13 protein-coding genes are annotated in these 13305 nt (G+C 42.6%); all 13 read right to left on the reverse strand.

Annotation, left to right across the window (positions count from 1 at the left end; genetic code table 11):
* Positions 1-28: 28 nt before the first annotated feature.
* Positions 29-238, reverse strand: coding sequence for a GDCCVxC domain-containing (seleno)protein (locus tag CO230_RS12295; protein ID WP_122026930.1), 210 nt, complete (start codon positions 236-238; stop codon positions 29-31).
* A gap of 45 nt (positions 239-283) precedes the next feature.
* On the reverse strand, positions 284-883 hold the full coding sequence (merTP, locus tag CO230_RS01140) for a mercuric transport protein MerTP (RefSeq protein ID WP_122026931.1): 600 nt from the start codon (positions 881-883) through the stop codon (positions 284-286).
* Between the two features lie 51 nt (positions 884-934).
* Positions 935-1393 carry a heme-binding domain-containing protein gene (locus CO230_RS01145; protein WP_122026932.1) on the reverse strand — a complete coding sequence of 153 codons (459 nt, stop codon included), beginning with the start codon at positions 1391-1393 and terminating at the stop codon, positions 935-937.
* Position 1394: 1 nt separating this feature from the next.
* Positions 1395-2600, reverse strand: coding sequence for an efflux RND transporter periplasmic adaptor subunit (locus CO230_RS01150; protein ID WP_122026933.1), 1206 nt, complete (start codon positions 2598-2600; stop codon positions 1395-1397).
* An 11-nt stretch (positions 2601-2611) separates the two neighbouring features.
* A complete protein-coding gene (locus CO230_RS01155; protein ID WP_228438157.1) occupies positions 2612-3862 on the reverse strand; it encodes an efflux RND transporter periplasmic adaptor subunit in 1251 nt (416 codons plus the stop codon).
* Entirely contained in the window at positions 3859-5106 is a 1248-nt protein-coding gene (locus CO230_RS01160; protein WP_122026934.1) for a TolC family protein, read from the reverse strand. The genes CO230_RS01155 and CO230_RS01160 overlap by 4 nt, the downstream gene beginning before the upstream one ends.
* Positions 5107-5124: 18 nt before the next feature.
* Complete coding sequence (locus CO230_RS12505) at positions 5125-7083, reverse strand: efflux RND transporter permease subunit (protein ID WP_122026935.1); 1959 nt, start codon at positions 7081-7083, stop codon at positions 5125-5127.
* Between the two features lie 2 nt (positions 7084-7085).
* Positions 7086-8369: an efflux RND transporter permease subunit gene (locus tag CO230_RS12510; protein WP_095072156.1), complete on the reverse strand. Its 1284-nt coding sequence runs from the start codon at positions 8367-8369 to the stop codon at positions 7086-7088.
* A 14-nt stretch (positions 8370-8383) separates the two neighbouring features.
* Positions 8384-9007 (reverse strand): DUF3347 domain-containing protein, encoded by a 624-nt coding sequence (locus tag CO230_RS01175; protein WP_122026936.1) that lies wholly within the window; start codon positions 9005-9007, stop codon positions 8384-8386.
* 23 nt (positions 9008-9030) lie between these two features.
* Positions 9031-9417, reverse strand: a complete 387-nt coding sequence (locus tag CO230_RS01180; RefSeq protein WP_122026937.1) for a hypothetical protein — start codon at positions 9415-9417, stop codon at positions 9031-9033.
* Positions 9418-9642: 225 nt separating this feature from the next.
* On the reverse strand, positions 9643-10059 hold the full coding sequence (locus CO230_RS01185) for a hypothetical protein (protein WP_122026938.1): 417 nt from the start codon (positions 10057-10059) through the stop codon (positions 9643-9645).
* 567 nt (positions 10060-10626) lie between these two features.
* On the reverse strand, positions 10627-11685 hold the full coding sequence (locus tag CO230_RS01190; protein WP_122026939.1) for an IPT/TIG domain-containing protein: 1059 nt from the start codon (positions 11683-11685) through the stop codon (positions 10627-10629).
* A gap of 15 nt (positions 11686-11700) precedes the next feature.
* Positions 11701-13305 carry a RagB/SusD family nutrient uptake outer membrane protein gene (locus CO230_RS01195; RefSeq protein WP_122026940.1) on the reverse strand — a complete coding sequence of 535 codons (1605 nt, stop codon included), beginning with the start codon at positions 13303-13305 and terminating at the stop codon, positions 11701-11703.

Raw genomic sequence — 13305 nt, forward strand, 5'->3', positions numbered from 1 at the left:
TTTGTTATTTAGTTAAACGTAAGGACTTTTAGCAACATTTCTTGTCCTGCTGAATTGGGGGACAAGGCACTGTTCCGTAACTGCAATACACACAGCAATCGCCCTGTTTTGGTGTTAAAACGGTCTTACATTTTTCGCATTCGTAGAAATACTGGCAAGAATCTGTAGGCATTGTTTCCTCTTTCCTATGTCCGCAATTGGGGCAAGTGATGATCGACTGTAATTTGACTGTATTCATCTGTTTAATAATTTATTATGGTTTTTCACGACCAATGGTTTTCAATTAATATTCTTTTTTGTCGGTTACTAAATATCCCGTAGCATTTATGGCGTTTTCGATTTCATCAATGTTTGTTTTTGAATCATCAAATTTCACAACTGCATTTTTGTTTTCGTACGAAGCGTCTGAACTTATAATTCCCGTCAGTTTATTTACTTCGCTATTGACATGTTCACCACAGCTTGCGCAGGTCATTCCACTAATTGTAAATTCTATTTCCCGGATATTAGATTGATCTACTATTATAATTTGCTTTTCTGTTGTTGGATAAAAAATTCCTGAATAGTATGGGAAGGCAAGCATCACGACAGCGAAAAGGGTTATAATCCCCAAAAACATTTTGGACTGCGTGAACGGTATTTTCTCATCTTTCTCACAGCTACAGTCTAATTGTTTTTTAGGTTTTAATTTAAGATACCAGGCAAAACCAAGAACAAAAATTGTTAACCCGATTAAATAAGGCCGTAAAGGTTCGAGCCAGGAAAAAGTTGTAGCTAGGCCGCTTGTTCCTGCAATGAAGGCTAATAATGGTGTAATGCAACATAATGAGGCGGTGAAGGCAGCCAGCAGACCTGCGCTGATTAATTTTTTGTTTGTTTTCATATTGTTCTTTTAAGATTTTATTTTCATTTTTGACGATTTTCATTTCATGTTTTAAAGTTCAAGTTCTGACTGAAAAAACTGCAAAAGGACTTTTTTCTTATTTGGTGTTAAACCTGTATCAGGATGAAGTAAAAGATAGGATTTTAAAGGCATTTCCTCTTTCTCAATCTGACTGATGATGCTTTTTATTTTCGCTTTCTTCCGTCTTTTTGAATAGTTATTGAACTCATCAAAATTGAGTTCGTCTCTCCCTTTTTTAATATGCTGCGCCATAAACCAAGCGCCGGGCTGCAATTCTGAATACCACGGATATCGGCTGTTGTTGGAATGACAGTCATAGCAGGAAACTTTCAGAATAGCAGCCACGTTGGCGGGCACCTTTTCGGTTTTTTCAAAACTTTGACCTGCCGGAACGGTGGAGACATTACGCTCCACCGGTATGACCTGAATGACTAAAACAATAGCCACCACTAGCACCGCCAGCCAGCCTATCATATTCAATTTTCTCATATTACATGGTGCTCATATCGTGACCTGCCATCGGATCGACTCCTTTCTTGAATATGTATTCACTGTTCAGTAGGTATGCTCCGGACACCACTACTTCGTCTCCCGCCTTAATTCCTGATGTGATTTCTATTCTGTCTTCATATTCGAGACCCGTTTCCACCATTCTGTTGACGAAGGTGTTCTTCGCGGTTTTCACCCAGACGGTGGAGGATTTCCCATCCCTGATTACCGCATCCACAGGCATTGAAAGACCATCACGTGATTTGTTTTCTACCAGAACATATACCGGCATGCCGGGTTTCAGCAGATTTCCTTGGTTGGGGACGGAAACGCGGACCAGATTTATCCTGCTTGAAGCGCTGATTTCCGGATTTGTAAAATCAATCTTCCCATCAATCTTCAAATTATCCAGATCGGGAATATATACGGTGACCTTGCTGTCTTTCTGAAGGAGAGCCATTTGGGACGAATACACCTGTGCCTCCGCCCAAAGTGATGAAAGATCTGCCAGATTCACGATGGTGCCACCTTCGGCAAGATAATCGCCTTCGGCAATGCTCAGATCGGTGATGTAACCGGCTGCATTGCTGAACACGGTAGTGGTTGGCGTGGCTTTTCCTGATCTTTCCAGCTGTTTGATCTGGCTTTCGGACATTCCCCATAAATAAAGCTTATTTCGGGAACTCTGGAGCAGCTGGTCAAAATCAATGGACGTATTACCGACGAAAAGTTTGCGTCTTTCTAATGCCAGCAAATATTCCTGCTTTGCATTATTGAGTTCTTCACTGTAAATATCGACCAACGGCGCCCCCTTCGGAACAAAATCGCCAATGTTTTTATAATACAACCGTTCAACTCTGCCCATTACTCTGGAACTTACTGCCTGCATTTGGTACTGATTAAAATTGAGTGTTCCAGTCAGGGTAAGTTTGTCGGCCATAGACCCATCAGATAGCGCGACTGTTTTGATATTCCCAAGTTTAACCTGCTCGTCATTCAAAACAATTTCGTTAGGATCCGCATTCTTTTTCTTCTCCACAGGCACCAAATCCATGTGACAAATGGGGCATTTTCCGGGTTTATCGGAGACTACCTGCGGGTGCATGGAACAGGTGTAGTAGATATCGTGGCCGGCATGCGGATCTTCCTCCTTTTTACAGGAGTAAAGAAAAACCAGCAAGGCCAGCATTAAAATATTAAATTTCATCTTATCAATTTTTATCTGTTAATTTTTATGAAACTTTCGCTGTCCATCAGGTACTGTGCATTTTCGGCAACTCCATCTTCAGGAAGCAAACCACTGACGATCTGAATTTTATCGCCTACCACCGCGCCGGTAACAACTTTATGGGCAATAAAACCGCCTTCTACTTTTTTGAACGCGATTTTATCAATCCCTAAAGAAACCACCGCTGATTTCGGCAGCCAGTCTGCCATTCTGTTGTGGCTCATAATCTCCGCTTTAACCTGACTTCCGACAGGAATTTTTGCGGTGGAATTATCAAAATAGACGCGCGCCGTTACGGTTTTGCTGCCCTGCCTGAAAAACGGTTCAATAAAACCGATGGTTCCTTTGAAGCGATTTTCAGGATTGGCTTCCGGGATGATCATGACTGACTGTCCTTTGCTGACCAGTGCAATGTCTTCAGAAAAAATATTGATCTGGGCCCAGGTTCTGTTGGGATTGTAGACACTGAAAATATTCTGTCCTTTCTGGAGGTACATTCCCTCTTTTAGGGGTAGTTCAGCGGTGACTGCCGTATTTGAAGCCATTGCGGGTGCAGATTGTGGTGATGACCCCATGCTTCCGGCCGATCCTGCCTGCTGAATGTGTCCGCTGTAATTGCTGAAAACCGGAATTGTGAGATCAGGTTTCCCTCGCTGGATGACTTTCTGAATCTGTGAAGCCGGCATTCCCAAAAGAAGGAGTTTCTGGCGTGAAGCATCGATCATCGTTTTGTTTGAGCGGTCATTTTTAATAACGAAGAGCAGGTTTTGCTGTGCGGTTAAAAGTTCCGGGCTGTATATATCTAAAATACGCTGCCCTTTGGACACTTTCTGGTATTTATACCGCACATAGAGTTTCTCGATACGGCCCGCAACGCGTGAGGAAATACTGCCAATCTGTCGAGTATCGTATTCTACCGTCCCTAAAGCATCAACCGTGGTGGGTATGTTTTCTCTTTTTACTTTTATTACGGGCTGTTCCGACACTACAAATTCATTGGTTGGTTTCAGCAGATCGTCGAGTTTAATCCCCTCTTCCTTTTTTTCAGGGGCATCTTTCAGGACCAGATCCATACCGCATTTGGGACACTGACCGGGTTTGTCTGAGATTATTTCCGGATGCATCGGACAGGTATAAGTATGCATTGCAGCTTCTGCCGAGTGCTTATCTTCCCAGAACTTCAGTTTGTCACACGCCGTTAAACCAAACAAAAGCATAGTGAATATTATTAGCTTTCTCATCTTCTTTCAATTAAGCGGTCAATTTCAGTTTGTGTCTGCAGTGCTTTGGTCAGGATCTCGAAATATTCCAACTGGGTCATATTCAGCTGTTCCCAGGCATCATACAACATGAAGAGTTCTTCCGTATTCTGCTCGTAGCCCAACTGCATGGATTTGTAGTTGTTTTTTAAGGCCGGAATAATGGTGTCTTCATAGAGTTTCAGCTGATTTTTATTCAGGTCCAGTTCGTTGCGCATTCCGTAGGCCATTCCGCTGTATTCGTTCACCATCATTTCTTTCTGCGCCTGCAAGGCCTCTTCTTTCAGTTTGAGGCTTTCAATATTGGCTTTATTCATGCCTGAAGCCCAGGAAACAAACGGCAGTTTTGCCATCAGCATGAGTGAAAACTGCATGGGCTGGCCGCCAAAACCAAACATGTTTTCGAACTTTACGCCAAATTCCGGTTTCAGATTCTGCTTTTCCAGATCCTGTTTCATTTTGGCAATATTGATTTCCCGGTCGATGCCGCGAAGGTCACTTCTGTTTTGATAAAATAGCTCCTGATCAAAGGTTTCCAAGGAATAATCATTCAGTTGGTAATCAGGCTTGATCTCCAAAGGTGAAAGCGCGTCTCTTCCCATGAGGGAATTGAGGCGGATGCGGTTGACCCGGAGGTCATTTTCGTACATCAGCTGCATGTTTTTGGAACTACCGAGCGCGGCTTTAGCTTTGTAATACGCAGAAATTTTGGCCAGACCGTTTTTATATCTGATCTCTGCATTTCTGATCATAAAGTCCAGCATCTTTTCGTTTTCCTTTACGAGCTTCAACTTTTTATCAAGGACGATTGAACTGTAATACAGTTTTTTGGCATCCTGAAAGTTTTCATTGAGGGCGGCATAGAGTTTTTCCTTCTCTACGGAAGACATTGCCTTCATCAGATTTTCGTTGGCATCGAGTTTCTTTTTGTTGGGAAACATCTGCTCCACCGAAACTGCTGCGGAACCCATACCGAGCATGTCGCCGTCGCGCTGCCAGAGTTTTGCATTATAAGGAGTCATAAACAAACCGGCTCCCACGGTTGGGGGCATCCAGCTTCTCGCACCTTTGGCAGCAGCGTCCATTGACCGGATTTCTGCACTGTACATTTTTACTACGGGATGGTTGGCTGCAATACTGTCCATTACTGCCGGCAGCGACATTTGCTGTGCATCCATATTGGTGTAAAGCAAGGCCAGTGCTCCTGTTATTATGAATTTTTTCATTTTGTAATCATTTAAGGATTAATGGGAAGCGTCCAGGACGTCAATTTTACCCAACTTGTTCAATTCCCACTCCTTTTGCATATAAAAGATAAGGGGTGTTACCAAAAGGATGTGAATGGCCGAAGTAAATACGCCACCCACCATCGGCAATACGATTGGTTTCATCATATCACTTCCAACGCCGTGACTCCACAGGATGGGAACGAGTCCGAAAAGGGTAACACACACGGTCATAATTTTAGGTCTTAATCTTTTCGCTGCTCCATTGATGACGTACTCCCGAAGTTCTTCATTGGTAATGGTCTCCCGTGAGTTGCCATTCTTCGTGGTAAGCTGAATCATGGCATCGTTCAGGTAAATGACCATCACGATTCCGGTTTCTACCGCAAGTCCGAACAGGGCAATAAAGCCGACTGCTACTGCTACAGAGAGATTAACACCCCAAAGCGAAATCATGAATACGCCGCCGATTAAGGCGAAAGGAATACTGATGAGATTAAAGAAAGCTTCGCGGTAAGAATTGAATGCAAAGTACATGGAAAGAAAGATCACGATTAATACGAGGGGCATAATCATTTTTAAAGTCTGCTCTCCGCGAATCAGGTTTTCGTACTGACCGCTCCATTCCACGAAATAACCTTTTGGCATTTTGTTCACCATGTTATTGAGTTTTGCCTGGGCTTCTTTTACGGTACTGCCTAAATCCCGGTCGCGTACGTTGAATAGAACAGTTCCACGCAACATTGCATTTTCAGAATTGATCATTGGTGGTCCTTCTGTAAGACGAATGTCAGCCACTGCACTTAGCGGAATGGAACCAAATTCCATCGTCTGCATGGGCAATCTTCTCAGAGATTCCAAATTATTTCTGAAATCCTGGCCGTATCTGGCATTTACCGAAAAGCGCTGTCGGCCTTCCACGGTGGTGGTGAGTTTCATTCCGCCGAGCGCACTTTCCACGACGGCATTTACATCATCCACACTTAGGCCGTATCTTCTTATTTCTTCGCGTTTCACTTCAATATCCACATATTTTCCGCCGGTAATGGGTTCTACGTACATGTCTTTTATTCCCTCAATACCGGTGAGTTCCTTTTTTATTTTTTCGGAAAGGACCGCGATACTGTCCAGGTTCTGTCCGTACACTTTTACGCCCACATCCGTTCTAATCCCTGTTGAAAGCATATTGATCCGGTTGGAAATCGGCATGGTCCAGCCATTGGTTACGCCGGGAATCTGCAGTTTAGCATTCAATTCATTAATAAGATCGTCTTTTGTAAGGCCGTCGCGCCATTCGCTCTGCGGTTTCAACAGAATAATGGTTTCTATCATGGAGATGGGTGAATTATCCGTCGCCGTGTTGGCTCTTCCAGCTTTTCCAAGGACATGATCCACTTCCGGAACTCCTTTAATGATTTTATCCTGCACCTGCAGTAATCTTTTGGCCTCAGAGTTCGAAATATCGGGAAGGGTTACCGGCATAAAGAGCAGGGATCCTTCATCCAAAGGCGGCATAAATTCACGCCCGAGGTTCATAATCATTGGAATACTGATGAGCAGGGCCAAAATATTAATGCCAAGCGTCGTTTTTTTCCATTTCATGCACCATCTGATAAGCGGTTCGTACACCCTTTCCAAGCCCCTGTTTATTGGGTTTTTATTATCGTCCTTAAATTTTCCTTTCATAAAAAAGGAGATCAGCACCGGTGCAAGGGTAAGCACCAGGATTGCATCAACAATCAGGATGAATGTTTTAGTGTACGCCAGCGGATGAAAAAGTTTACCTTCCTGACCGGTCAACATAAATACCGGGAGAAAAGAAACCACGATGATTACCGTAGAAAAAAATACGCCTCTGGATACCTGTAAGGATGATTTTTCGATAATCTTCAACCGAATGTCTTCGGGAATTTTAACGTAACTGTCTTTCTCCTTATCCTTTTTTCTGAATATATTTTTAAACCAGTTGGTCTTCATTGTTACGGGTTTTTATTTTGTTGATGGTTCTGCCAATCCGAAAGATTTTTATACGCATTTTCAGACATAATAATTCCGTTATCTACAATCACCCCGATTGCAAGTGCAATTCCGGTAAGTGACATGATGTTGGAGGATAGTCCAAACGCATTGAGCAGAATAAAGCTGATGGCAATGGTGACCGGAATCTGAATGATGATGCTCAATGCACTTCGCCAGTGGAATAGGAACAGAATAACAATGATTGCCACCACGATAATTTCTTCAATCAGCTTGGTTTTAATATTGTCTATTGCCCCTTCAATCAGGGTACTGCGGTCGTACGATGTCTTGAAGGTGACGCCTTCAGGGAGTCCTTTTTCAACGTCCTTCATTTTCTCTTTCACATCGTTGATGACCTTATCCGCATTTTCGCCATACCGTGCCACTACGATACCGCCCACGACTTCGCCTTCACCGTCTGCATCAAAAATACCCAGACGCAAATCACCACCCATCTGTACAGAACCAATGTCTTTCACCCGCACAGGAATTCCGTTGTAATTTCCCAAAGCAATTTCCTCGATATCTGCTACGTTCTTGATATAACCCAGGCCGCGAATGATATAGGCCATATCGGCCATCTCAAATTTACGTCCGCCCACATCATTATTGTTGGCTTTCACTTTGTTCATCACATCCATCAGGGAGACGTTATAGTATTGCAGTTTTACTGGATCTACGATGAGCTGGTACTGTTTTTCAAAACCGCCAAAGGAGGCAACTTCGGCCACACCTGGAACGGTCTGCAGGGCAAATTTCACGTACCAGTCCTGAAGAGCGCGCTGGTCTCCTAGATCCATTTTGGGTGCATCCAAATGGTACCAGAAAACGTGACCAACACCGGTGCCATCCGGTCCGAGCGTAGGGGTAACATCCTGCGGGAGTAGGCGTTGGGCATAGTTGAGGCGTTCCATTACCCGGGTTCTGGCCCAATAAATGTCCACATTATCTTCGAAAATCACATACACGAAGCTCATCCCAAACATGGAAGAGGCGCGGATGTTCTTAATTTTCGGAATTCCCTGAAGGTTGCTGACCAGCGGGAAAGTCACCTGATCTTCAATAATCTGGGGACTTCTGCCCATCCACTCCGTAAAAACGATGACCTGGTTCTCGCTCAGATCCGGAATGGCATCGATGGGATTGTCCCTTACCGCAAAAATACCCCAGATAAAAAGGCCGATTGCAATCAGCAAAACGAAATACCTGTTGCGGAGGGACAGTTTGATTAAATTTTGAATCATGGTTCTGTACAGTTTTACTTAATTTCTTCCTGAACCTCGCCACATGAAGCCATTTTTTTGCCGTAATAAGGGTTCTTGATCTCGCGTGAATCGCTGAGCCAGAAGGCTCCTTTTTTGTCATTATACATCGGGCAGAATACTTTATACACCGGTTTTGGAGTTCCGAAATCTTTCAAAAGGTCGTAAAAATCTGCACTCATTATGTCCAGGTGTTCGCGCTGATGATCAATGTTTCCGGCATTATCTGCAATGTGCTCGGCGTGTTCCCGGATGCTGGCTTCCAGTTCTGCAAATTCTTTCTTCTGTTCATCGGAAAACCCATTTTTGTCTATTTTAGGAAAAGAGGCCAGGATCCCTTTCGCTGCACTAACCGCTTCTTTATCATCATCACCGGACAAAGCGAATGTAAGGTGGGTGTAATGGGAATAAAGCTCCGTAAGATCAGCGGAAGACTTTTTGGCTTCAGTAACGGTTATCTCTTTATCCGTTGCCATATTGCCCATCGCTGCACTATCGGACATTGTGCTCATATCGTGCTTCATGGAAGTTTCAGTGGTGCTTTTCTGTTCTTTGTTTTCTTTGCAGGAAGTAAGTGCAAATGTTCCGACTGCCAAAAGGCTGAATAGTACTGTTTTCATTATTTTATAAGTTTAAAGTTTATTTATTTTTTATTGAAAAAGGCTTCGTAGTTTGCTTTGTTTTCGAAGTACACGACATTGTCGTTTTTATCGGATATCGCTATAATTGCGGTTGCTTTATCGATAAGTTGGTGAGAAATCGGATCGTATGCCATCCGCGCATTTTCTTCCTGCGGGATTCTCAGTTTGCAGTTTTCGCAGCAGCCGTAATACGTTTTACCGTCGTGCTGTACTTCGAGTTGTTTTTTACCCATATAGGCGTTGTTTACCATACATACCTGATCGTGCGGAACAATATCGCCCGTGGTGAACTTTGCGACCGCGATTTGTGTATTTTCGGCTTTTGAATTGTTGCAGGAAACGAGAAATACCGATGCAAAAGCCAGTATTCCCAAAAGAATATTCTTCATTAAATTTTAGATTACAGGTTAATTTAAGCTTCCGTGTTTAGAAACTGCTTACGAACATCCAGATCTTCAAAAGTGTCCTTAATCAAAAGGAATCTATTTTGAAAGATTTACTCTTAAAAGAGTAGTAGAAGTTCAAATTCATTTACAGCGCCGCGAAAATAACAGAGATAAAGTGTTAAAAAACACTTCACGACCGGGTATAATTCGGGCTGTAAAAGAAAGTGATTAACCTATTTTGGGCGGTTCCCAAATGGTATGGAATCCACCAGAGTAATGGGGATTCTGATAATAGAAACTGGAGTTGTTGCTGTAGTAAGCGGAGGCTTCATTTTTGGCATCCTCTAGGAAATTACTGTAGGCTAAAAGGGTGTATTGAGCAGAGCTGCAAAGGTTACCGCTGCAATTTCCTGAGCATCCATCGGTTTGACAATTGTGTGATTTCGGGTGGCAGCATTCTTCTTTGCAATCGTCGCTGTCGCACGACGGCTGTATCTGTGCGAATGACTGTTTTATGAAAGTTTGCGAACTGGTCGCGGTTTTAATAACCTGCTTCTCCTTTTTACTGCAAGCCTGAGAAATCCCTGGCGCCAGAAATAACGCGAGTGTAAGGGAAAGGAACAGTATTTTAAAATTTCCGACCATTGTAAGTAAACAGCACAAAGATAGGGAATTATTTTAGAAGCAATATCTGCGAAACCGAAACACAAAAAGCTGGTTTTATTACTAAAGTTTAATTGAAAACTGGCGTTGATTTTTGCGCTTAAGCCCGCCTCACGCAAAACCCTTATTCAACTAAACCTCCGACTGCTTTACCATTCACAAATATGAGTTAATGTTGTAAAATTAATTAAATAAAGTATGAAAACGACGCAAAAAAAAGAGACCTTTCTACAAGTCTCTTCAATTCTTTTTTTTAAAAACTTTTTGCGGTAAAACCATAATGCTCCAAAACCTTCCATTCGAAAGCATTTTATCTCAACGCTTTATGTCCGATCTTCAAGGCTTACGAAACTTTGGTTATTAGGCGATCGTTTATGTTTTAATTTTTCAATTAATATTTGTCTATCATCATGTTCTCTTCAGATCTCGGTCACCAATTTCCTTGATTTTGTTCAGAGAGATTCTTCACGATCTGAACCTTGTTTTAAAATGATTTGGTAAATAAAAAGAGGCTGATTATTAGTCATGCCTCTTTAGTTGATTACCAGATTAATAGTAATATCCAATATCATCCAAATAGATATCGTTTGGTTCTCCCTGAGCGTGATTAAGTGTTAAATTCATCGTTTCAGGAGCAGAAGTAAGTCCAAATTCGGACCACGGAATTTCAATGTACTGATATTCGGTTGCTGAACTAATCGTTGGAGTGGCAGCCCAGCTATAGTTTAATATGAGTTTGATCCCGTTACTGATTGGAGCTGCGGATTTTATGTAAAATCTAATCCCTTTAGACGTAGAAGGTATATCAGGGCTGTTATCAATCTGGAAAGCAGACCATGCCTTCGCGTTCCAATGAATTGCTTTTTCTCCCTGTTTGATGTTTGCCGGGTTTTCGCTGTATGCAATATTATAAGTGTCTCCAGCCCATGTTGAGTTCGAAATACTGCCATAAAACATATCGTCGTAAATTGAAGTTCCAACCTGAGATGTATAGGCAGAAGTTCCGGATAGTGTTGTTACAGAAACTTTTTTACCCTGTGATCCGTTGGGTAAAGTAGCAATAATCTGCGTTAGGGTATGCGATACGATGGTTGCACTGGCGTCCCCAACTTTCACCGTTGGATTGACAAAATAATTACCTTTAATCGTGATGCTGCTGCCATCAGCTGCATTAACAGATTGAAAACCGGTCACGATTGGTGCGGGAGGAGCGATGATAAAATCATATTCTGCCGTTCCGGTTGCGGTCACAAGTTTTAATTTATTGCTTCCGTTTACGTATGGAGTGTTTTCGTTGATGGTAACGAAGATCGTATTGTCGGTTACAAAATTGGGATTAAAGTATGATTCGTAATCATTAAAATAAATATGCTGGAGTCCTGTAAACCCACTTCCTCTGATAACATAGGTATTGTTTGCATATCCAATATTGGTGTTCACAAGAGGATTAAGAGGTTGCCCGTTTTCATCAACAGATGCGGATACCATATCGATTTTTAATGTTTTAGAAGCACCTGCAGTTTCCTCATTATCCCTGCAGGAATACACTGTGGTAAACACCGCTATTAAAAGAACGGTTTTTATGAGATTTAAAATTGCTGTTTTCATTTTTTGATGGTAAGTTTAATTAAACTGATAAGGAACCGGTGCTTCCAAAAGTTTTGGATTTTTCGCAACATCATTGGCTGGATACGGAAGGGTGAAATCGTTTTCCGAAGGAGTGTAATATTCCGCTCCCCACATGTTTCCACGGTTTTGCGCGCTGATGATGGAAATTGCCTGCGTACGCGGAAGTCTTCCTAGGTCGAACCAATAATCTCCTTCGAAGGCCAGTTCTTTTCTGCGCTCCGCAAAAAGTTCATTGAAAGTCACGGTGGTTAAAGGCGAAAGCCCTGCTCTGTTTCTTACTGCATTGAGGGATGTAAGCGCTGCAGGATCGCTTGTGGAAGCTCCTCCTGCCATAACAGCTTCAGCATGGATCAGTAACAGCTCCGCGTACCTCATGATGTAAGTATTGTTATTCATCATTCCCCAGCCGTCAACAGGTCCTGTTTCGTTTCCGTTAACAATGCCGATGCAGTATTTTTTAATCGCTGCGCCTGAACCTTGGCCGCCAATTTGATCTGCAGACGGAACTGTAAGGCCCATCTGAAAAGTGCTGCCATTTTTAACTTTCATGTCGGGGTAAGTATTTCCAGGGAACATGATCGTTGCATTTCTTCGCACGTCATTTGTCCCGTAAAGTTGTAGGATGTCTTGCGACGGTCCGAAAACGCCACCGTAGGATGCGTTGGAGGTTGAAATGGTTCCGTTGCTGATCCCAAACTGAGTGTTGGTGTTATTGGCAGAACCGTATTGAGCATCGCTTTTCCATTGCAGTGCAAAAATAGATTCCTCGTTGTTGTTGTTTGGATATTTAAACAAATCCCCAAATATTTTTCCGGAAACCGAATAAACGGAAGTCCCACCTAAAAGCTTAAACTCTCCACTGTTAATAACTTCTTCCGCAAGCTGTCTGGCTTTCACGTAATCTTTATTATACAGATAAACTTTGGCGAGCATTGCTTTTGCAGAACCTTTGGATACCTTTGCATTTGCAGCATACGCAGAAGTTCTTATTTTGCTGTCCAGTAATTCGACTGCCTTGATGTAATCTCTCCTGATTAACTCGTATACATCCGTTACCGGATTGGTGTTGATTTGTGAGTCGGCTACGTGTTTCAAATTGTCTTCGATGATAGGTACATTGCCCCAGATTCTGACAAGGTAAAAATAGGCGGTCGCTCTCATAAAATGAGCTTCTCCTAAAGCATTGTTTATAACGGTTTGGCTCACGGACGGATCTACACGGGTCTGCAAATTGTTAATGAGATAATTAGCCTGTGCGACATTTGCCCAAAGAGATTGCCAACCTGCATACATTTCGGGATCTGCAGGAGTGATGGAGAATGTACGCATGGCATTCACGTCCGAAGAATTCGTGTACATATTTCCTGATCCTACCTCAGTAAGTGCGTAAAAAAACTTATTATTGAACTGAAACCATGTCTTGTAATAAAGGGCATCTGTAGATGATCTTACCTGGTCGTTGGTTTTATAGTAGCTTTCAGCGCTGATGGAATCCTCGGAAGGGCGGTTCGTAAATTCGTCCCTACATGAATTAAATGTTCCCGCCAATAAAATGCCTAATGAATATTTGATGATATTATTTCTGAATATTGTTTTCAT

It is taken from the genome of Chryseobacterium sp. 6424 (assembly GCF_003692615.1).
Taxonomy (GTDB): domain Bacteria; phylum Bacteroidota; class Bacteroidia; order Flavobacteriales; family Weeksellaceae; genus Kaistella.

Bases quoted from the DNA above. Each gene is read 5' to 3' on its own strand.
- CO230_RS01145 (WP_122026932.1), bottom strand. From the start codon at position 1,393: ATGAGAAAATTGAATATGATAGGCTGGCTGGCGGTGCTAGTGGTGGCT.
- CO230_RS12510 (WP_095072156.1), bottom strand. From the start codon at position 8,369: ATGATTCAAAATTTAATCAAACTGTCCCTCCGCAACAGGTATTTCGTT.
- CO230_RS01150 (WP_122026933.1), bottom strand. From the start codon at position 2,600: ATGAAATTTAATATTTTAATGCTGGCCTTGCTGGTTTTTCTTTACTCC.
- CO230_RS01185 (WP_122026938.1), bottom strand. From the start codon at position 10,059: ATGGTCGGAAATTTTAAAATACTGTTCCTTTCCCTTACACTCGCGTTA.
- CO230_RS01190 (WP_122026939.1), bottom strand. From the start codon at position 11,685: ATGAAAACAGCAATTTTAAATCTCATAAAAACCGTTCTTTTAATAGCG.
- merTP (WP_122026931.1), bottom strand. From the start codon at position 883: ATGAAAACAAACAAAAAATTAATCAGCGCAGGTCTGCTGGCTGCCTTC.
- CO230_RS12295 (WP_122026930.1), bottom strand. From the start codon at position 238: ATGAATACAGTCAAATTACAGTCGATCATCACTTGCCCCAATTGCGGA.
- CO230_RS01160 (WP_122026934.1), bottom strand. From the start codon at position 5,106: ATGAAAAAATTCATAATAACAGGAGCACTGGCCTTGCTTTACACCAAT.
- CO230_RS01195 (WP_122026940.1), bottom strand. From the start codon at position 13,305: ATGAAAACAATATTCAGAAATAATATCATCAAATATTCATTAGGCATT.
- CO230_RS01180 (WP_122026937.1), bottom strand. From the start codon at position 9,417: ATGAAGAATATTCTTTTGGGAATACTGGCTTTTGCATCGGTATTTCTC.
- CO230_RS01155 (WP_228438157.1), bottom strand. From the start codon at position 3,862: ATGAGAAAGCTAATAATATTCACTATGCTTTTGTTTGGTTTAACGGCG.
- CO230_RS01175 (WP_122026936.1), bottom strand. From the start codon at position 9,007: ATGAAAACAGTACTATTCAGCCTTTTGGCAGTCGGAACATTTGCACTT.
- CO230_RS12505 (WP_122026935.1), bottom strand. From the start codon at position 7,083: ATGAAGACCAACTGGTTTAAAAATATATTCAGAAAAAAGGATAAGGAG.